The organism is Actinacidiphila acidipaludis (genome assembly GCF_019890725.1).
GTDB lineage: Bacteria > Actinomycetota > Actinomycetes > Streptomycetales > Streptomycetaceae > Actinacidiphila > Actinacidiphila acidipaludis.
In genome coordinates this window covers 12,158-30,701 of the sequence record NZ_JAINZZ010000078.1, presented here as the reverse complement: position 1 = coordinate 30,701, position 18,544 = coordinate 12,158, and the positions used below count along the sequence as shown (strand labels likewise).

The window sequence follows — 18,544 nt, the reverse complement described above, 5'->3', positions numbered from 1 at the left end:
GTCCTGCTCGCGCTCCTGGACAGCTGCAGCGAGGTCCCGGCGGTCGTCGAGGCGCTGCGGATCTCCCGCACCCGCGAGCCTTACCCTGAGGGACTGCGCGATGTCCTCGTCCCGCAGACGAACGCGGACACGCTGTCCGGACTCGGCTACCGCATCGAGGTCCTCCTCTCCGACGGCCGGCAGGACGAGGCGGTGGCCACCGCCGTCGCCGCGGCGGACTGGGTGACCCGGTCCGTCACGAGTTCCGACGCCCCCAGGACGGACCCAGCCGACCTCGGCGAGCTGATGACCCACGCCGGAGCGGACATCCAGGAGGCGGCCGCGGCGCAGCGGCCGTGACGGCGGCGCCCCGCGGGACCTGCCATTGTTGGTGCCGACGCATGCCCGGGTTCGTGGACACAGGGAGTTCGACATGAGCGACGCGCAGGACTGGAATGCCCAGATCATCGCCGAGTTCCGGGCGAACCAGGGCCGGGTCGGCGGTGTCTTCCAGGGCGCGCCGCTCGTCCTGCTGCACCACCTCGGCCGCAGAAGCGGGCAGGAGTACGTCGCCCCGGTGATGTACCTTCCGCACGAGAGCGACCCGGACATCGTCTACGTCTTCGCCAGCAAGGGCGGCGCACCCACCAACCCGGACTGGTACGGCAATCTGACCGCGGCCGGCGACGGGAGCGTCGAACGCGGCAGCGACGCCTACCGGGTGACGGTCCGCGAGCTGCCCGGCGCCGAACGCGACCGCGTCTACGCCGAGCAGGCCCGGCGCTACCCGGGCTTCGCCGAGTACGCGCAGAAGACCGCGGGAATCCGCACGATCCCCGTCCTGGAACTCACCCGGGCCCGGGCGCACTGATCCCGTTCACGGTGCGGGCAGGGCGCCAGCGGCGTGCCGTCCGCCAGGTGGCGGCGTGGAAGGGGAGGTCGAAGGGGTCGTCCGGGCCGATGCCGAGCTCCGCGCAGAGCGTGTCCAGGGCTCGGGCCAGCAGCTCTCGGCGCTGCTGTTCGGGCAGCAGGATGACGCGGCTGTAGGTGCCGAGCAGCGCCGCCGTCTCGGCCGGGGTGGTGCGGCGGGTGGTGGTGAAGTCGGCGTGCTCCAGCGCGCCGAAGGGCGAGTCGGGTGTCTCCAGCGCGGTGCGCAGCAGCTCGCCGCGGCGGGCGAAGCGGCCCTGGGGGGCGGGCTGGCCGCCGTGGCCGCCGAGGCTGCCGGACCAGCGGTCCACCCAGCCGACGCGGCGGTCGATGCTGTTCCAGACGACGCCCAGCCGGCCGCCGGGCCGCAGCACGCGGGCGATCTCCGGGACGGCCCGGTCGGTGTCGAACCAGTGCCAGGCGGAGGCGACGATCACCGCGTCGACGGACGCGTCCGGCAGCGGGATCGCTTCCGCGGTGCCGGCCCGGACGTCGGCGTCCGGGAGGCGTTCGGCGAGCACGGCGCGCATCCGGCCGTCCGGTTCGACCGCGTGCACCTGCCGGACGCGGGGCGGCAGCAGCGCGGTGAGGGTTCCGGCGCCGGCGGCCAGGTCGAGGACGGCGGACGCCTGCTGCGGCAGCATCCAGTCGATCGCCTCGTCCTGCGGGGCCGGACGGAGCCGGCCGTACTCCTCGGCGACCAGCCCGAAGGAGGCCGCGCGGTCCGGGGTGGAGGGGGAGGGGGTGGCCATGGCGGGTGCCTCCGTCGGGTCGGACGTCCGGACGGAAGTAGATCACGGTCCCGGGCGCGGGGGGCGCGGCACCCGGGCCCGGAGGCGTTCCAGCAGGCCCAGCTCATCCGCGAGGCACTGGCCGCCGCCGGCGACCCGCGCGAGGTCGTCGCGGACCCGCGGGCGACGTACTACGGCGCCCAGCTCCATCAGGACACGCTCATGCCGGGTCCCGGCGCGCAGTTCGCCCGGACCCGCTTCTTCGACCGGCTCGCCCGGCAGCACCAGCCGGCCCGGAACCCGGGACGGCCGGCCGGCCCCGACCCGGCACACGGTGGCGGCCGCACACAGTCCCGGGTGCCGGCCGGTTCGGCAGGGCGTCGCGCCGTTCGTGCGCTACTCCTCACACTCCTCGGACACCTGGGACACCTCGCCCTCCTGGCACTCCTCGGACACCTCGATCGCCTGCGACGGGCAGCCGGACTCCGCGTCGCGGACCTGCCGCCACAGCTCCGCGTGCGGCCGCTCGTCCAGCAGCACCACGATGCCGTCCTCGTCACGCTGGTCGAAGACCCCGGGCGCGGTCAGGACGCACATCCCCGAGCCGCAGCACCGGTCCTGGTCGACGGCCACCCGCAGGGGCCGGTCCGGGCCGGTCGCGGCGTCGGACCCGGCAGCGCCGGGCCGCCGGCCGGCGCTCACCAGGCCACCGGCAGCTCGTGGACGCCGTAGACGGCCATCTCGTGCCGGAACCGCAGATCCTCGAACGGCACCGCCAGACGCAGGTCCGGCAGCCGGTCCAGCACCGCCGGCAACGCGACCCGCAGCTCCAGCCGGGCCAGCGGCTGGCCCAGGCACTGGTGGACGCCGAACCCGAAGGCCACATGCCGCCGCGCGTCGGGCCGTTGCAGGTCCAGGCGGCCGCCGTCGGGGAAGGCGTCCTGGTCCCGGTTGCCCGCGCCCAGCATGCACAGCACCCCCTCGCCGGCCCGGACCAGTGCGCCGCCCACCTCCACGTCCTCCACGGCGATCCGCGCCAGCCCGCTCTGCACGACCGTCAGATACCGCAGCAGCTCCTCGACGGCGGTGTCCAGCGCCGTCCCGTCGCCCGCCGCGTCCTGGCGGGCCGCCTCCCGCAACCGCGCGGCCGCCTGCGGATCGCGCAGCAGCGCCAGCACCGACAGCGACGTCATGTTGGCCGTGGTCTCGTGCCCGGCCACCAGCAGCAGCCGGCCCATCGAGGCGATGTCGTCGTCGTCGAGTTCGTTCTGCGCCACCAGCCGGCTGATGATCCCGTCGTCCGGCGCCGACCGCTTGGCGGCCGCCAGCCCCGCAAGGAACTCCAGCAGCTGGCTCTGGGCGGTCCGCACCTCCTCGGGCGTCGCGTCGGTGCGCAGCATGGTGCTGCCGCACCGCTGGAAGAACGCGTGCTCGGAGTACGGGACGCCCAGCAGCAGGCAGATGACGACCGACGGCAGCGGCAGCGCGAAGTCCGCGACCAGGTCCGCGGTGCGCTCGGGGCGGGCCGTCATCCGGTCGAGCAGGTCGTCGGCCAGCGCCCGCACCGCCGGGCGCAGCGCGGCCACCTTGCGGATCATGAAGTCGGCGGTGAGCATCCTGCGCAGCCGGGCGTGCTCGGGGTCGTCCATCCGGATGAAGGTGGGGCGGTCGAGGGTCAGGGCCTGCCGGCCCGCGGACAGGAACGGGAAGCCCGGGCGGGTCGCGTCGGCGCTGAAGCGCCGGTCGCGCAGGACCGCGCGGATGTCCGCGTGGCGGGTGGCCATCCAGCAGGGCGAGCCGTCCCACAGCCGGACGCGGGCCAGCGCCCGTTCCTGGCGGGCCTGTTCGTAGGCGGGCGGCGGATCGAAGGGGCAGCCCCCGCGGGCCGCGGGAACGGTGAGGGGCGCGCGCTGGGACGCGTGCGTGGCGCTGACCATGGACGGACTCTCCTCCGGGGCAGTACGGAAGGTGCCGAAGAGGTACCCGAGACGCGGGAGGTAGATGCCCCAGACACTAGATGACAGGGGCAACTAACTCCAGGTTCACGGTAGTTCACCCTCCGTGCCGATCGGTAGGGCGGTTTCGCGCCGTTCGGGCACCCCCGCCGTGACCGCTGTGACCGCTGTGACCGCTGTGACCGCCGCCCCCCGGCCGGGATCGCCGCCGACGCCGGGGGAGTGGCGGTCGGGGGCGGCCGGGGTCCGCCTGCCCGGGGAGCCCTTCTGCGTCTCAGCTGGCCGGGCCGGCCTGCGGCAACGGGCCGGTGTGCGCGGCCCGTTCGGCCGCGATGAAGTCGCGGTACCAGCGGTAGCTGTCCTTGGGTGTGCGCTGGAGCGTGTCGTAGTCGACGCGGACGATGCCGAAACGGCGGTCGTAGCCGAAGGCCCACTCGAAGTTGTCGAGCAGGGACCACACGTAGTAGGCGCGTACGTCCACCCCTTCGGCGACGGCCTGGGCCAGGGCGTCGAGGTGGTCGCGCAGGTAGTGGACGCGGTCGCTGTCGTGGACGGTGCCGTCGTCGTCGGCGACGTCGGCTTCGGCGGAGCCGTTCTCGGTGATGACGATGGGCGGCAGGCCGGGGTAGCGGCGGGTGAGGTCGACGAGCAGGTCGCGGAAGGAGGAAGGGACCACCGGCCAGTCCATGGTGGTGCGGCGGACGGAGTCGTCGCCCCAGGTCTCCTCGGCCCGGATGTCGACGGCGGTGCGCCGTGCCGGGTCGCTCTCGCGCCAGGGGGCGTCGGCGACGGTGATGGGCCGGTAGTAGTTGACGCCGCAGAAGTCCAGTGGGCGGGAGGCGAGTTCCAGGTCGCCGTCACGGCGGAAGGAGAAGTCGCTGATGTCGCCCCAGACCTCCTTCTCGCCGTCGGGGTAGCGGCCCAGGAAGATCGGGTCGAACCAGCAGCGGTTGTGGAGGATCTCGGCGCGCGCCACCGCTTCGGCGTCCGCCGCCGAGCCGGTCGCCGGCAGGAGACGGTCGGGGTTGAGGGCGATGCCGACCTCGCGGGCCCCCGCGGCGCGCAGCGCGTCGACGGCCAGGCCGTGCCCGACGAGCAGGTGGTGCACGACGGCCAGGGCGCCGTTGCCTTCGCGGGTGCCGGGCGCGTGGCGGCCGATGGCGTGACCGACGAACGCGGTGCAGAACGGTTCGTTGAGGGTCATCCAGCGCCCGGCGCGGTCGGCGAGGCGTTCGGCGACGACGGCCGCGTAGTCGGCGAAGGCCTCGGCGGTGCCGCGCACGCGCCAGCCGCCGGTGTCCTCCAGGGCCTGGGGCAGGTCCCAGTGGTAGAGGGTGGGGGCCGGTTCGATGCCGGCGGCGAGGAGTTCGTCGACGAGGCGGTCGTAGAAGTCCAGGCCGGCCGGGTTGACCCGGCCGGTGCCCTCGGGGACGATCCGCGGCCAGGCGATGGAGAAGCGGTAGGTGTCGGCGCCCAGTTCACGCAGGAGCGCCACGTCTTCGCGGTAGCGGTGGTAGTGGTCGCAGGCCACGTCGCCGGTGGCGCCCTCGGCGGTGGCGCCGGGGGTGTGGGAGTAGGTGTCCCAGATGCTGACGCCGCGGCCGTCCTCGGCGGTGGCGCCTTCGATCTGGTAGGCGGCGGTGGCGGCGCCGAACCGGAAGCCGCGCGGGAAGCGCGGGGCGGGGGCGGACGTCATGGGGCGGCTCCTGGGGGTGAACGGTCCTCGCGGCGGCCCAGGCTACGTCACCGCTGACCAGGGGCGGTGCGCGAGGCGGCGGGAACGCAGGGGACAGCGCCCGACGTCATGCGGGATCATGGGGCGGTCGTCATGGTGGAAGCGGCGGGCCGGCGCGGCGCGTGGCCCGTGGCACCTTTGGGGGGGACCCGAATGCGTAGGACGGTGGCGCCCGCGGTGTTGGTGCTGGCGCTCGCCCCGGTGGTGGCGGGGTGTTCGTGGACGGCTGGGTCCGGCCACTCCTCCGTCGGCGCGATCGGCAGGAGAGCGCGGCCCGCTGCGTCGTCCGCGACGCACGCGTCGCTGCTGTCGAAGCTGCTTCCCGAGCCGGCGGGCGCCACCGCCTGGCCGAGCGACAAGACCGGCGTCATGGACATCGACGGCTTCGTCGACAACTTCTACGCGGCGCAGGGCCGTGCGGCCTCGCGCTCGCGCACCCTGGGAAGGGGCTTCTCGACCTCCGCCCGGGCCGGGTGGGTCAACTCCGACGGGACCCAGTCCGACATCTGGCTGGTCGAGTTCGACTCCGAGGAGGGCGCCCGCAGCATGTACCTGAGCACCACCGCGAACTGGAAGAGCGCGGCGAAGCCCGCCACGACGTTCCCCGACACCGCGGTGCACGGCACGGGCGAGCTGCTGCCCCAGCCGGACTCGCGCGGCAACAGCTCCGCGAAGGTCGCCGCGTACGACGGGCGGCTCTTCGTCTACGTGCGCGTGTGGAGTCCCGCGGCGCCGTCGAAGGGCATGGTGGTCGCGCTGATGAAAGCGCAGTACGCCCGGCTCGGCGGGCAGTAGAGCCCGACACGGGGCCCTGTCCGGGCTGCCCGCGCCGGGCTCGGCACCTGCTGCCCGGCCCGGATGCCGTAGGCGGTGGCGAGCCAGCCGCCGAGGAAGGCCCCGAGAGGTGCGGTGCCGGTGCCGAGCCGCCGGCCGAGGGCGGAGGCGATGCCCGTACCGAGCAGTCCGCCGGTGGCCTCGGCGGTCAGGAGCACGCCGAAGCCGTAGGTGCCGATGCCGAGGCGTTCGTGCGCGAAGAGGGTGAGGACGGTCTCCACGGCGAGGAAGGCGATGTTCCCGACGGCCGGGCGCAGCGCCAGGCCGAGCAGTACCCGGTCCCGCGCGCTGGAGGACACCGAGGACAACATCTGCAGGCCCCTGCGCATCTGACGCCCCGTCGGATCCCTCCCCAAGCGAATCTGCGAGTTCCGCTTGATCGGTACCGCGGGCACCCCTGCGACCTGGGCAGGCGCGCGGCGGCCCGGCGGCGATCATTCGGCCAAGCCTTCCCCCGTCCACCGGCTTCACGTCTGCGATCCTTCTCACGCTCCTTCCGTCCTCTGCAGCCCGTGCCTTCGGCCGGGATCCACTGCACTGTTGTGCCGCTCACGTCACCAGCAGGAGCTGACGGGGGCTCATATCGACGGGGGGACACGTGACTTCACGAACCTCGGCCGTGCGCAGGGCGCGCGGCCGTCTCGCATCACTGCCGCACGCCGCGGCGGTGACATCGTTGGCGGTGGTGGGGGCGCTGCTGCCGCTGGGAGTGGCGTCCGCCGCCCCCGCGCACTCGTCCGGCAGCCTCGCCGCGCCTGCCGTTCCGGCGGGTGCGAACCGGCCGGTGGCGTCCAGCGCGTCGGCGTCGGCAGCCGATCTGGCGTCCGCGCGGGCGGCCGCGGCGGGCGCCCCGGTGCCGGTGGCGTCGGCGACCACGCCGACCTCGACGCTGACCGCCCAGCCGAACGGCTCGTTCACCGAGACCCTCTCGCCGTTGCCGGTGCGCGTCCGGCGGTCCGACGGGTCCTGGGCCCCGGTGAACGCCACGCTCACCCGCCGTGCCGACGGCTCCCTCTCGCCCCGGACCACGCCGTCGCCGCTCACGCTGTCCGGCGGGGGGACGGGTCCGCTGGCGGTGGCCGGTGACGCCGGCCGCCGTATCTCGGTGTCCTGGCCGACCTCCCTGCCGGCCCCCACCGTCTCGGGCGCGACCGCCACCTACCCGGAGGTGCTGCCCGGCGTCGACCTGCAGGTCACCGCTGACACCCTCGGCGGGTTCACCGACCTGCTGGTCGTCAAGAACGCGCAGGCCGCCCAGGACCCGGGTCTGGCGGAACTGACGATGGCCACCACCACCGACGGCGTGCAGCTGGCCGCCGACGCGCACGGGAACCTGTCAGCCACCGCCCCCGGCGGCGGCCTGGCCTTCCACGCCGCCGCCCCCGTCATGTGGGACACCCCGGCGGCCGGCACCGCGGCCGCCGGCGCCGGGCGCACGATGGCCGGCAACGCCGCGCCCGCCGCCGGCACGGCGACCGCGGCGACCCCGGGAGTCAAGACCGCGCCGGTGAAGGTGTCCGTCGGCGACGGCAGCATCTCGCTGACGCCCGACGCGGCCATGCTGGCCTCCTCCTCGACCCGCTTCCCGGTCTACGTGGACCCGTCGTGGGAGCCGGTGACCGAGTCGCACCCCGCGTTCACCTACGTCCAGCAGGCGTACCCCGGCACCTCGCACTGGAACGAGGCCGGAGCCCAACTCGGCGTCGGCTACCAGGGCTTCGCGAGCGTCACGGGCATCGAGCGGGCCTACTACCAGTTCACGCTCGGCAAGGACGTCACCACCGGCGACGTGCACTCCGCCACGCTCGATGCGGCCGAGGTGTACTCCTCGGACTGGTCGTGCACCACCAAGTACGCGGTGGACCTGACCAACGTGGACCACATCTCCTCGGCGACCACGTGGAACGCGCAGCCGTCCCGTTTCGCCGACAACAACACGTCCACGACGGTCGGCGGCGCGAACGCCAGCGGCGGCTGCGCCACCTCGGTCCCCTTCACCGAGGACGCCACCCGCGCGGTGGCCGACGACGGCGACGGCACCCTCACCCTGATGCTGCACGGGGACTCCGAGACCGACAAGATGGCCTTCAAACGCGTCTCGACCAATCCCACCCTGTCGGTGAACTACTTCCCCACCCCCCACGACCAGGGCGACATCCCCTGGGAGACCTATGGCCGTGTCCGGTTCGACGACTCGCTGGTGGGCGGCCCGAACCTGTCCAACGGCGACCTCGTCCTCGACGCCACCGACCTGGACGTGGCCGCGGTCGGCCAGAGCCTGCGGCTGACCCGCTCGGCGTCCTCCTTCCCGATGCCCACCGGCTCGATCGGCAGCCACTGGTACGCGGACTTCGACCGCACCCTGACGGTGGCGTCCGCCCAGGCCACCTCCTTCGGCCCCGGCGGGGAACTGCTGACGTTCAAGCAGAACAGCGACGGCACCTACGGCCCGGCAGCCGGCTACCACGCCACGCTGGCCAAGAACAGCGACGGCACCTACACGCTGAACCACACCAACAACGGATCGAAGGACACCTACAACGCCGCCGGCAACCTGACCGCCGTCACCGACCGCAACGGCGACAAGATCACCGTCGCGCAGACCGTCGTGTCCGGCGCGGTCACCGGCTTCAAGGCCACCGACTCCCGCTCCGGCCGGTGGATCTCACTGGCCCGCGGCGCGGACGCCCAGCACCTGACCGCCACCGACAACTCCGGCCGCACGGTCGGCTACGTCACCACCGGAGCCGTCTCGGCGGGCACCGCGAAGCTGACGGTCACCGACACCACCGGCGCGCCCACGGTCTTCGGCTACGACACCTCGGGCCGGATCGGCCGGATCACCACTGCGGACGGCCACGTGACGACATTCGGCTACGACACGCAGGACCGTGTCACGTCGATGACCCGCGTCACCGACCCTGCCACCGGCGCCGGCGACACCTGGACCTACGCCTACTCGGCATCGACCCGCGCCACGGCGGGGACCACGACCGTCACCGACCCCAACATCCACAAGACGGTGTACACCGTGGACGGGTCGGGGGACGTCACCAAGGTCGTCGACGCGCTGAACCACACCCGCTCCTCGACGTTCAACGCCAACCACGACCAGCTGACCGCCGTCAGCGCCCTGGGCACGGGCACCGCCGACACCACCACCTACGGCTGGGACAGCAACGACAACCCCACCTCCGCCCAGCTGCCCACCGGCGCGACGACGTCGACCGGCACGTACACCCAGCACGCCGGCGCCTACCTGCCGCCGTCGCTCACCGACCCCTCGGGACGGCAGACCAGCTTCCTGTACGACACCGACGGCAACCTGACGCAGTCCCAGGACACCACCGGCGGCAAGACCGGCGGCGCGGCGCTGCACTACACCTACCAGGGCGACGGTTCGACCGACTGCGGCGGCTTCTCCGGCCAGCGATGCAGCTCCACCGACGCCGACGGCAACACCACCGACTACACCTACGACGCCGGCGGCAACCTGATCAAGGCCACCCCGCCCGCCCCCCTGGGCGCCACCACCTACACCTACGACGACCTCGGCCGCCAGCAGACCGTCACCGACGGACGCGGCGTCACGACGACCTACACCTACGACGACCACGACCGCATCGAGCAGGTCACCACCTCCGCAGGCGGCACCCCGGCCCAGACCGTGACCTACACCTACTACCGCGACGGCGGCCTGCAGACCCAGACCGACGCCTCCGGCACCATCACCTACACCTACGACGCGCTCGGCCGCGAGGCCACCCGCTCGCTGCCCGGCGGGGCCGTCTACACCCAGGGCTACGACCCGGCCGGCAACCTGCACACCCTGTCCGGCCCGTTCGGCACCACGACCTACGACGACAACGCGGGCAACCAGCTCGTCACCCTCACCGACCCCTCGGGCGCCCCGACCACCTTCGCCTACGACGACGACGGCAACCGCACCACCACCACGTACCCGGGCGGCACCACGCAGACCGCCACCTGGGACGCCTCCGACCGTCCCACGGGCGTCAAGGCCGTCCACGGCAGCACGACGCTGACCGACTTCACGTACAGCTACAAGACCGCCGGCGGCGCCGACACCGACCAGATCCAGACCCGCACCGACCCGGTCACCGGCTCCGTCATCACCTACACCTACGACAGCCAGAGCCGCCTGAGCTACGCCGAGCAGGACAGCGGCAGCGGCAGCCGCGAGGCCGGCTGGCTGTACTGCCACGACGACGCGGGGAACCTCACGGCGACCTCCACCAGCGCCTCCTCCTGCTCCGCCGGCAGCGGCCTGACGTCGTACAGCCACAACGACGCGAGTGAACTGACCGCGAAGAACGGTTCGAGCTCCGGCTGGTCCTACGACGCGGCCGGCAACGAGACCGCCGCGGCCTCCGCGACCCCCCGCAGCTCCGAGACCTACAACGCGTTCGGCCAGCCCACGTCCCTGACCACCGGCGGCACGGCCACCGCGCAGACCTTCGCCGGCACCGACTCCTCCGACCGCCTGTCCCAGGGCGCCACCACGTTCTCGACCGGCCCCGAGGGCCTGGCCGGCATCACCACGGCGGCCGGCAGCATCGGAGTGATCCGCGACCCCGCGGGCACGCTCATCGGTATGACCAGCGGGGGCAAGAGCTACTACTACCTCAACGACATCCAGGGCTCCGTCCTCGGTCTGGTCGACACCACCGGCACCAAAGTCGACTCCTACGCCTACGACCCGGCGGGCAACGCCCGCAGCGGCGGCAGCGTCGGCGTCGACCAGCCCTTCGGATACATCGGCGCCTACCTGGACCCGACCGGGCTCTACCACCTCGGGGCCCGCTTCTACGACCCGTCCCTGGGCCGCTTCACCCAGCCCGACCCCTCGGGCAAGGAGACCAACCCCTACCTCTACGCGGCCGGTGACCCCGTCAACCACACCGACCCCGACGGCACGAGCTTCTTCGGCGCAGTGGGCGACCTGCTGGACCTGCAGGACCTGGGGGAGGCGTTGCAGGCGGCGGCCAACGGCGACACCCATGCGCTGATGGCCAAGGTCATCGGAGCGGGTGCCGGACTCTTCGCCGAGTCGCTCTGCGAGTTCGGACTCGGATTCTTCGCGGTGCCCACCGCGGGAGCCTCGGAAGTGCTGGGCCAGGGCGTGTGCCTTGCGGCTTCCTACGACGCCGGACAGACAGCAGAGAGCCTCTACGGCTGACGATCGCACCCGTGCCCGCCCGGCACCCTCACGGTGCCGGGCGGGCGGCCCCTGAAGGAGAACGCATGACGCGCGCAGGCGAACGCATCTACGGGTCCCCCGGGGCCATGCGCAGAAACGCGGTGATCACCCTCGTCCTCGGTGCCGTCCTGCTGGTGCCGGGCGTGCTCCTGGCCGCCCGGGGCAACGCCGCCGGCTGGTTCCTCGTCGGCCTGGTGCTGGTCGGCTGTGGCTTCGTCTTCTTCGCCATGCGCTCACGCCGCCCCTGACGCCATTGCCGCTGCGCGGCGCCGGGCGCCATGGCGTCAGGCGTCGAAGGCGGTGGCCCGGGCGCGGGCGGTCCACGGGGCGATCTCGGCGCGGACGCGGTCCAGGGCGCAGGTGACAGCCTCGACCCCGTCGGCACCGAGGGGAAGGTGGAGCGGGGTCCGATCGGCGTCCAGGGCGGCCAGGATGACGGCCGCGGCCTTCGCCGGGTCGCCCGGCGTCCCCTCGTCGCCCGCGGCGACCATCTTCCGGGTGGCGCCGACGGTCGCGGCGTAGTCGGCCAGTTCCTCGCCGCTGGCCGTCGTGTTGGCCATCAGCGACGTCCGGAAGGCGCCCGGCTCGACGACCAGCGTCCTGATGCCCAGCGGCCCGACCTCCGCGGCCAGCGCCTCGCTCATGCCCTCCAGCGCGAACTTGGTGCCGCTGTACGCCGAGAAGCCCGCGAAGGACATCCGGCCGCCCATGCTGCTCATCTGCACGATCGCGCCGGACCGCCGCTGCCGCATGTACGGCAGCACCGCCCGCACCAGGGCCGCGGGCCCGAACACGTGCACGTCGAACAGCGACCGCAGCTCCTCGTCCGTGGTCTCCTCGAACGCCCCGACGTGGCCGCGGCCCGCATTGTTGACCAGGACGTCGATCCGGCCGTGCCGGGCCACGACGTCGCGCACCGCCTCGTCGATCCGGGCCGCGTCCGTGACGTCCAGCCGCAGCGCCTCGACCTGGCCGGGGTGGGCGGCCACGATGTCGTCGAGGGTGCCGACGCGGCGGGTCGCCGCGACCACGACGTCGCCCGCGGCGACCGCGGCCTCGGTGATCGCCCGGCCCAAGCCGCTGCCGGCGCCCGTGATCAGCCAGACCTTGTTCATCGTCACTCCCGTTCGGTCAGGTGCGGACGCCGTTGGCCCGCCGTGATCCCACCTTCGCGCCGGGGCTGCTTGCCCGTCCAAGACCCATCGTGATAGCCGATGGTTATGGACGTCCATGTGCGGGATCTGCGGTACTTCACCGTCGTCGCCGAGGAGCTGCACTTCACCCGGGCCGCCGAGCGGCTGTATGTCTCCCAGCCCGCGTTGAGCAAGCAGATCCGTTCGCTGGAACGGCAGTTGGGCATCGCGCTGTTCGTCCGCGACCGGCACGGGGTGGTCCTCACGGCTGCCGGGACGGCCCTGCTGCCGCACGCGCGGCGGATCCTCGAGGCGTGGGACGGCGGCCGGGCCGCGGTCGAGGAGGCCAGGGCCGCACAGCGCAGCACGCTGGTGGTGGGCATGAGCACCAGCCCGGGCCGCGGCGGCCTGCTGCCCGCGGTCCGCTCCCGCTTCACCGCGGCCTGCCCGGGCGCCGTGGTGCGGCTGCGGCAGGTCGGCTGGGAGGACCCGTCGGCGGGGCTGTCGGACGGGGCGAGCGATGTGGCGTTCGTCTGGCTGCCGCTGCCGGACCAGGAGCGCTACGGCCATCTGGTGGTCGCCCAGGAGCCGCGGCTGGTGGCCCTGCCCGACGGTCACCGGTTCGCCGGACGCCCGGTCGTCGACTTCGCCGACCTGCGCGACGAGCCCTTCCTGGCGCTGCCGGAGTCCGCAGGGCCGCTGCGCGACCACTGGCTTGCCACCGACGCGCGGGAGGGGCGCCCGCCGCGGGTCGGGGCCGAAGTGGCCGGCGCCGAGGAGACGTACGAGGCGCTCACCGCGGGCCTGGGCGTGGTGCTGCTCGCGGCCGGCAACGCGCCGCTGGTCACCCTGGGCGGTGTCACCACCCGGCCGGTCCGCGGCATCACGCCGAGCCGGTTCGCTCTGGCGTGGCGGCGGGACGCGGCCGGCCCGCTGGTCCGGGCCTACGCGGCCGCCTGCCGGCAGGTGGTGGAGGGCGCCACCGGCGGCTGAGCCCCTGCCCGCACGCGCGGACCGCCCCCGGGGCAGCCACAGCCGCCTGACCTCATCCGTGCGGCGAGGTCAGCCGGCCCGCACGCTGGTGTCGCCGTCAACTGCTGCCGGCGGACACCTCGTCGGGCGCGGCGGCCGCGTCCGGATCGGTGGAAGGGTGCGGCGCCGCGGATGCTCCCGCGGGCCCGGACCTGGCCAGCAACAGGCCGGTGAACGCGGCGGTGGCCAGGGTGACGGCGCCGGCGGCGACGAAGGCGCTGGTGAGGCCGGCGGCGAAGGAGGCGCCGCCGGACTGCCGGGTGCGCACGACGGCTCCCAGCACCGCCACGCCGAGCACCGCGCCGATCTGCCGGGTGGTGCTGCTGATGCCTGAGGCGAGGCCGCCTTCCTGCGGGCTGACCGCCTGGATCGCGGCTCCCGTCAGCGGGGAGAGGGTCAGGGCGAAGCCGGTGCCGGCCACTGCCAGCCGCCACCACACGTCGGCGTAGCCGGTGTCGGCGTGCACCGTGCCCAGCGCCAGCAGCCCCAGGCCGGCCAGGGCCAGGCCGGTGGTGACCACGACGCGCACGCCGTGCCGGGCGGCGAGCCGGCCCGCGTACGGGCTGACCGTCACCATGGCCAGGGACGCCGGCAGGGTCTGCAGGCCGGCGCGCAGGATCGAGCTGCCCTGGACGTAGACGAAGAACTGGGAGAAGAAGAACGACGAGCCCATGAGCGCGAACCCCACCACGGTCATGGCGGTGTTGGACACGGTGAACAGCCGCTGCCGGAACAGCCTCAGCGGCAGCATCGGAGCCGAGCGGCGCGCTTCGACGGCGGCGAAGGCGGCCAGGAGGACCACCGCGGCGGCGAAGCCGCCCAGGATCACCGGCGACGTCCAGCCGCGGGCGCCCCCCTCGATCAGCCCGTAGGCCAGCGCCCCCACTCCCAGGGCGGACAGCGCCGTGCCCGGGACGTCGATCGCCGGGGCGTTGGGGTTGCGGGCCTCTTCCAGGCTCCACAGGCCGGCCAGCACCAGGATCACGCCGATGGGCAGATTGACCAGGAAGATGGCCGGCCAGCCGAAGGCGTCCGCCAGCACGCCGCCGGCCACGGGGCCCGCGGCCAGACCGATTCCGCTCAGTCCCGCCCACAGCCCGATCGCCTTGATCCGTTCCTGCGGCACGGGATGGGCGGCGGCGAGCAGAGCGAGTGAGGCGGGGCTCAGCGCCGCGGCCCCGATGCCCTGCAGCACCCGGCCGGTGATCAGCCAGCCGAGCGAGGGAGCCAGGCTGCACAGCAGCGACGCGGCGGTGAAGACCACCACGCCGGTCAGGTACACCCGCTTGCGGCCGAACCGGTCGGCGAAGACGCCGCCGGACAGCAGCAGCATGGCGACCAGCAGCACGTACGCGTCGACGATCCATTGCAGACCGGTCAGCTGGGTGTGCAGCCGGTGCTGCATGTCGGGCAGTGCCGCCCCGACGATCGTGTTGTCGAGCAGGACCATGAACTGGCCGAGGCAGGTCACCGTGAGCAGCACGGCCCGGTTGGCCCGACTGCCCGCGGCCGCAAGTGATGCAGCGATGGGGATCCCTCTCCTTCGTCCCTCGCGCCCGGCCACGGCCGACACGCCCGGACACGGCCGGCGCGCCACCCGAGCGCTCTTAAAGCAGTCCGTGACTGCGTTAGGAGACTCTAGGGAGGGTGGCCGCGCAAACGCAAGTACCGACTGCGTTAAGGTGGTGGGGTGAACGAGCGACAACCAGTCAGGCGGCCCGGCGGGCGCAGCTCCCGCGTCGGCGCGCAGGTGCACCAGGCCGTCACCGACCTGATCGGCGAACGCGGCTACGGCAACTTCACCGTCGGCGACATCGCCGCCCGCGCGGGCGTCGCCGACAGCAGCATCTACCGCCGGTGGGGCACCCTGGAGAGCCTGCTCGCCGACGTGGCGCTCACCCGCCTCAACGCCCGGTCGCCGATGCCCGACACCGGGACCCTGGCCGGCGACCTGCGCACCTACGCGGCCCAGGTGGCCCGCGAGATCACCGGGCCCGACGGGCCGGCGGTGCTGCACCTGGCCGTCGCCCTGTCGGGCAACGGCCCGCAGGGCCTGCGGGCCGGCGACGAACTGCGCGCCGAACGCATGCGGCAACTGCAGTCCATGCTCGACCGCGCCCGCGACCGCGGCGAGGACGCCCCCGACGCGCTCGGCGTCCTCGACCACATCCTGGCCCCGATGTACATCCGCGTCCTGTTCGGCATGGGCCCGCTCACCCCGGACTACATCGACGCACTGGTCGACCGGCTGCTGTGACCCCCGGCCGGGCCCCGAAGGCGGCGGTCTTCGGAGACGGTGACGGGGGCCGCCCTCATGGGTGTCCGCCTCTCGCGGCCCGCCGTCGGCCGCAAAAAGGGCGCGGCAGTGCAGAGTTCCGACCTCATCGAGATGCCTACGGGTACGTACCCGTATGCTCTCTCGGGTGAGAAGGGAAAGCGATCATGGCTGACGCGAACGTCCGGATCCCCGAGGAAGCCCGCAACCGCCTGGCGGCAGTTGCCGCCTCGGAGGGCATGTCCTTGCGCGCCTATCTGGCTCGCCTCGCAGAGACCGTACTCACGCCCGAAGAACGCGCCGAGCAGGCCGAACAGGCCCGCGCGGTCCTCAAGGACTGGTCCGGCTACGCGCCCGGCACCGCCGAGGAGAAGGACCTCGACGCGGAACTGGACGCGCGTCTGCGACGGGCGGCCGCCCGGTGACCCACCCCCACGAGGCCATGCACGTGATCCTGGACGACACGGCCATGGCAGCGGCCGGCCTGGGCAATCTCCTGGCCTCCCGGCTGATCCACCGGGCGCACGCCGAACCGGGCTGGTACCTGTACGCCACCGCCTGCGCGCTGGTGGAAGCCGACCGTGCCCGGCCGGGGACCGGCGAGCACATCGCGGCCCTGCCCGGCATCACCATCCTGGACCTGGACCTGACCGCCGCGCTGTCCGTCGCACGCGGTGACACCTGGGCGCTGGCCCACACGCTGCACGCCGCGCAGCCCACCCCGGAACGCCCCACCGGCGCGGTGGTGGCCACCACCGCCCCCGGCACGTGGGCGGCGCATCCCGTGCGCATCCTGGATCTCACCCCCTGAACGGCACGCCACCCGAGGGCTGAGGCGCGTCCGGGCGGGCCGCCGGGGGAGTGCGGCGACCACGGGCGAGGCCACCGCCTCATGATCGCCCGGACGGCTCCCGGCTCTGCCCACCCCCGCCACGGACACGGCGGCCCGGACCGCACCGGCCTGCTGCACGCCCGGCAACCGGGCTATAACGAGGTGCATGACGCTCGACATCCCCGACGAGGTCCGGAACAAGGCAGTCGCCGAGGGGAACGCATCGTGGCTCGACGAACTGCCCTCGCTCGTGGCGGCTCTGGCGCGGGACTGGTCGCTGACCATCGGTGCCACACTGCGCGGTGGCCACGCGGCGCTCGTCGTGGAGGCGACCCTGGCCGGCACGACAGCGGCGGTCCTCAAGGTCGGTGTCCCCGGCACACGGCGCGAACTCGCCCGCGAGGCCTGCGCCCTGCGCCTGGCCGGCGGCGACGGGTACGCCGGCCTGCTGCTCGACGATCCCGACCGCGACGCGCTCGTGCTCGAACGGCTCGGGTCCGCGATGCACGACGTCGTGCCCGATCCCGCCACCCGCCACGACATGCTGTGCGACGTCGCAGCGCGCGGCTGGCGCCCGGCCGGCCCCGAAACCGGCCTGCCCACCGGCGCCGACAAGGCACGCCGCTACGCCGAGTTGCTGCCGCGGCTGTGGGAGGAGACGGGACGAGCCTGCTCGCCGGCGACCGTCGAGGACGCGCTCGCGTGCATCGAGCGCCGCCGCCGGGCGCACGACGACCGACGCGCCGTCCTCGTGCACGGCGACGTCCACGAACTGAACGCGCTGCAGGCGGCGGACGGCACGTTCAAGCTCATCGATCCCGAGGGCCTGCGGGCCGAGCCGGCGTACGACGTCGGCACCATCATCCGCTGCAACCCCGGGTGCGGTGACGACCTGCGGGCCAGAGCGCAGCGACTGGCCGCCCGCACCGGCCTGGAGGCGACCGCGATCTGGGAGTGGGGAACGATCCACCGCGTCGTCAGCGGCCTGTACAGCCGGAGCATCGCTTTCCAGCCCTTCGGTGACCTGCTGCTCGCCGAGGCGGATCGACTCACCGGATGAACAGCACCGTTCGGTGTGATGCGGATCACTGAGACGTCCGTGGGCCTGCGGACAAGTCATGGCGTGGATTGTTCTTTGCACGCCCGGATCCGGGCGGGAGACCCTGAGGCGTTCAGGGAGATCTTCCTGAGCCACGCTCAGATGGTCTACCGCCATGCCCTGCGCATCACCGGAGACTGGGCGCTGGCCGAAGATGTCGTCTCGCTGACGTTCTTGGAGGCGTGGCGGCTGCGGGGCAGGCTACGGGACGAAGGGGATTCCCCGCGGCCGTGGCTGATGGGCATCGCGACGAATGTCCTGCGCAACACGGTGCGCGCCCGGCGCCGTCATGAACGGGCGATGGCCCGGCTGCCGGCGAGACAGACGGTGCCCGATTTCGCCGACGAGCTGATCGGCCGGATAGGGGACGCCGAGCAACTCTTCGCAGCACAAGCGGGATTGGCAAGGCTCCGCCAGTGCGAACGGGACGTTTTCACGCTGTGCGTATGGTCCGGACTGAGCTATCAGGAGGCGGCCCAGGCCCTGGGCGTACCGACGGGGACCGTGCGCTCTCGCCTCGCCCGGGCTCGGGCGAGGCTGCGCAAACTCGCGCAGGAGGAACTGAAGAACAAGCAGGCCGAACGGGAAAAGGCGGAACCCGGGTCAGGAAGCGGACAAGTACAGGGCGGCCGCACCGAAGCGGCCCGGTCGAGCCAGGAGAGGAACCGATGATGTTCAGTCCGTGGCGGCGGGTGGACCCGCTGGATCACACGGAGTTGGCGCAGCTGCTCCCCGCGCCCGGCAATCCGGTTCTCTCGCAAGACCGCCAACGCCTGCTTGAGGACTTCCTG

At 73.3% G+C, this 18,544-nt stretch carries 16 protein-coding genes and 2 pseudogenes; 11 read left to right on the top strand and 7 right to left on the bottom strand.

Annotated features, from left to right (window positions below):
• Both K7862_RS33925 and K7862_RS33920 read left to right on the top strand, forming a co-directional pair.
• Positions 1-339 (top strand): annotated as a pseudogene (locus K7862_RS33925) (hypothetical protein); the annotation flags it as partial.
• Between the two features lie 73 nt (positions 340-412).
• A complete protein-coding gene (locus K7862_RS33920; protein ID WP_222969043.1) occupies positions 413-850 on the top strand; it encodes a nitroreductase family deazaflavin-dependent oxidoreductase in 438 nt (145 codons plus the stop codon).
• Here K7862_RS33920 and K7862_RS33915 read toward each other — a convergent pair.
• From K7862_RS33915 to K7862_RS33900, 4 genes are all read right to left on the bottom strand, one after another.
• The gene (locus tag K7862_RS33915) at positions 828-1,658 is read right to left on the bottom strand and encodes a class I SAM-dependent methyltransferase (protein WP_222969041.1); all 831 of its coding nucleotides are present in this window, start codon (positions 1,656-1,658) and stop codon (positions 828-830) included. The two genes, K7862_RS33920 and K7862_RS33915, sit on opposite strands and share 23 nt — an antisense overlap.
• 375 nt (positions 1,659-2,033) lie before the next feature.
• Positions 2,034-2,276, bottom strand: a complete 243-nt coding sequence (locus K7862_RS33910) for a ferredoxin (protein WP_222969053.1) — start codon at positions 2,274-2,276, stop codon at positions 2,034-2,036.
• Positions 2,277-2,335: 59 nt separating this feature from the next.
• Entirely contained in the window at positions 2,336-3,574 is a 1,239-nt protein-coding gene (locus tag K7862_RS33905) for a cytochrome P450 (RefSeq protein WP_222969039.1), read from the bottom strand.
• 292 nt (positions 3,575-3,866) lie between these two features.
• On the bottom strand, positions 3,867-5,288 hold the full coding sequence (locus tag K7862_RS33900; protein ID WP_222969037.1) for a GH1 family beta-glucosidase: 1,422 nt from the start codon (positions 5,286-5,288) through the stop codon (positions 3,867-3,869).
• A 192-nt stretch (positions 5,289-5,480) separates the two neighbouring features.
• Here K7862_RS33900 and K7862_RS33895 point away from each other — a divergent pair, with 192 nt between their 5' ends.
• Entirely contained in the window at positions 5,481-6,122 is a 642-nt protein-coding gene (locus K7862_RS33895; RefSeq protein ID WP_222969035.1) for a hypothetical protein, read from the top strand.
• 110 nt (positions 6,123-6,232) lie between these two features.
• On the opposite strand, the pseudogene K7862_RS33890 reads toward K7862_RS33895, so the two are convergent.
• Positions 6,233-6,445 (bottom strand): annotated as a pseudogene (locus K7862_RS33890) (MFS transporter); the annotation flags it as partial.
• Between the two features lie 383 nt (positions 6,446-6,828).
• Here K7862_RS33890 and K7862_RS33885 point away from each other — a divergent pair.
• Together K7862_RS33885 and K7862_RS33880 are read left to right on the top strand one after the other, a co-directional pair.
• A complete protein-coding gene (locus tag K7862_RS33885) occupies positions 6,829-11,361 on the top strand; it encodes an RHS repeat-associated core domain-containing protein (RefSeq protein WP_222969033.1) in 4,533 nt (1,510 codons plus the stop codon).
• A 65-nt stretch (positions 11,362-11,426) separates the two neighbouring features.
• Positions 11,427-11,630, top strand: a complete 204-nt coding sequence (locus tag K7862_RS33880) for a hypothetical protein (RefSeq protein ID WP_222969031.1) — start codon at positions 11,427-11,429, stop codon at positions 11,628-11,630.
• A gap of 36 nt (positions 11,631-11,666) precedes the next feature.
• Here K7862_RS33880 and K7862_RS33875 read toward each other — a convergent pair whose 3' ends face one another.
• Positions 11,667-12,497, bottom strand: a complete 831-nt coding sequence (locus K7862_RS33875) for an oxidoreductase (protein WP_222969030.1) — start codon at positions 12,495-12,497, stop codon at positions 11,667-11,669.
• Positions 12,498-12,596: 99 nt separating this feature from the next.
• Here K7862_RS33875 and K7862_RS33870 point away from each other — a divergent pair, with 99 nt between their 5' ends.
• Positions 12,597-13,508: a LysR family transcriptional regulator gene (locus K7862_RS33870; RefSeq protein WP_222969028.1), complete on the top strand. Its 912-nt coding sequence runs from the start codon at positions 12,597-12,599 to the stop codon at positions 13,506-13,508.
• A 97-nt stretch (positions 13,509-13,605) separates the two neighbouring features.
• On the opposite strand, the gene K7862_RS33865 is transcribed toward K7862_RS33870, so the two are convergent.
• On the bottom strand, positions 13,606-15,075 hold the full coding sequence (locus K7862_RS33865; protein WP_308012335.1) for an MFS transporter: 1,470 nt from the start codon (positions 15,073-15,075) through the stop codon (positions 13,606-13,608).
• A gap of 162 nt (positions 15,076-15,237) precedes the next feature.
• Between K7862_RS33865 and K7862_RS33860 the strand changes: the two genes are divergently transcribed.
• From K7862_RS33860 to K7862_RS33840, 5 genes are all read left to right on the top strand, one after another.
• Positions 15,238-15,804 (top strand): TetR/AcrR family transcriptional regulator, encoded by a 567-nt coding sequence (locus K7862_RS33860; RefSeq protein ID WP_222969026.1) that lies wholly within the window; start codon positions 15,238-15,240, stop codon positions 15,802-15,804.
• Between the two features lie 185 nt (positions 15,805-15,989).
• A complete protein-coding gene (locus tag K7862_RS33855) occupies positions 15,990-16,247 on the top strand; it encodes a hypothetical protein (protein ID WP_222969024.1) in 258 nt (85 codons plus the stop codon).
• Positions 16,248-16,264: 17 nt separating this feature from the next.
• Positions 16,265-16,633, top strand: coding sequence for a PIN domain-containing protein (locus K7862_RS33850; protein ID WP_222969049.1), 369 nt, complete (start codon positions 16,265-16,267; stop codon positions 16,631-16,633).
• Between the two features lie 187 nt (positions 16,634-16,820).
• A complete protein-coding gene (locus K7862_RS33845; protein WP_222969022.1) occupies positions 16,821-17,714 on the top strand; it encodes an aminoglycoside phosphotransferase family protein in 894 nt (297 codons plus the stop codon).
• An 18-nt stretch (positions 17,715-17,732) separates the two neighbouring features.
• Positions 17,733-18,425, top strand: coding sequence for an RNA polymerase sigma factor (locus K7862_RS33840; protein ID WP_222969020.1), 693 nt, complete (start codon positions 17,733-17,735; stop codon positions 18,423-18,425).
• Positions 18,426-18,544: the final 119 nt, after the last annotated feature.

What these genes read in the sequence shown, in the direction of transcription:
- K7862_RS33880 (WP_222969031.1), top strand. Translation starts at nt 11,427, where the DNA reads ATGACGCGCGCAGGCGAACGCATCTACGGGTCCCCCGGGGCCATGCGC.
- K7862_RS33855 (WP_222969024.1), top strand. Translation starts at nt 15,990, where the DNA reads ATGGCTGACGCGAACGTCCGGATCCCCGAGGAAGCCCGCAACCGCCTG.
- K7862_RS33845 (WP_222969022.1), top strand. Translation starts at nt 16,821, where the DNA reads ATGACGCTCGACATCCCCGACGAGGTCCGGAACAAGGCAGTCGCCGAG.
- K7862_RS33870 (WP_222969028.1), top strand. Translation starts at nt 12,597, where the DNA reads ATGGTTATGGACGTCCATGTGCGGGATCTGCGGTACTTCACCGTCGTC.
- K7862_RS33920 (WP_222969043.1), top strand. Translation starts at nt 413, where the DNA reads ATGAGCGACGCGCAGGACTGGAATGCCCAGATCATCGCCGAGTTCCGG.
- K7862_RS33840 (WP_222969020.1), top strand. Translation starts at nt 17,733, where the DNA reads ATGCGGATCACTGAGACGTCCGTGGGCCTGCGGACAAGTCATGGCGTG.
- K7862_RS33900 (WP_222969037.1), bottom strand. Translation starts at nt 5,288, where the DNA reads ATGACGTCCGCCCCCGCCCCGCGCTTCCCGCGCGGCTTCCGGTTCGGC.
- K7862_RS33895 (WP_222969035.1), top strand. Translation starts at nt 5,481, where the DNA reads ATGCGTAGGACGGTGGCGCCCGCGGTGTTGGTGCTGGCGCTCGCCCCG.
- K7862_RS33875 (WP_222969030.1), bottom strand. Translation starts at nt 12,497, where the DNA reads ATGAACAAGGTCTGGCTGATCACGGGCGCCGGCAGCGGCTTGGGCCGG.
- K7862_RS33905 (WP_222969039.1), bottom strand. Translation starts at nt 3,574, where the DNA reads ATGGTCAGCGCCACGCACGCGTCCCAGCGCGCGCCCCTCACCGTTCCC.
- K7862_RS33915 (WP_222969041.1), bottom strand. Translation starts at nt 1,658, where the DNA reads ATGGCCACCCCCTCCCCCTCCACCCCGGACCGCGCGGCCTCCTTCGGG.
- K7862_RS33850 (WP_222969049.1), top strand. Translation starts at nt 16,265, where the DNA reads ATGCACGTGATCCTGGACGACACGGCCATGGCAGCGGCCGGCCTGGGC.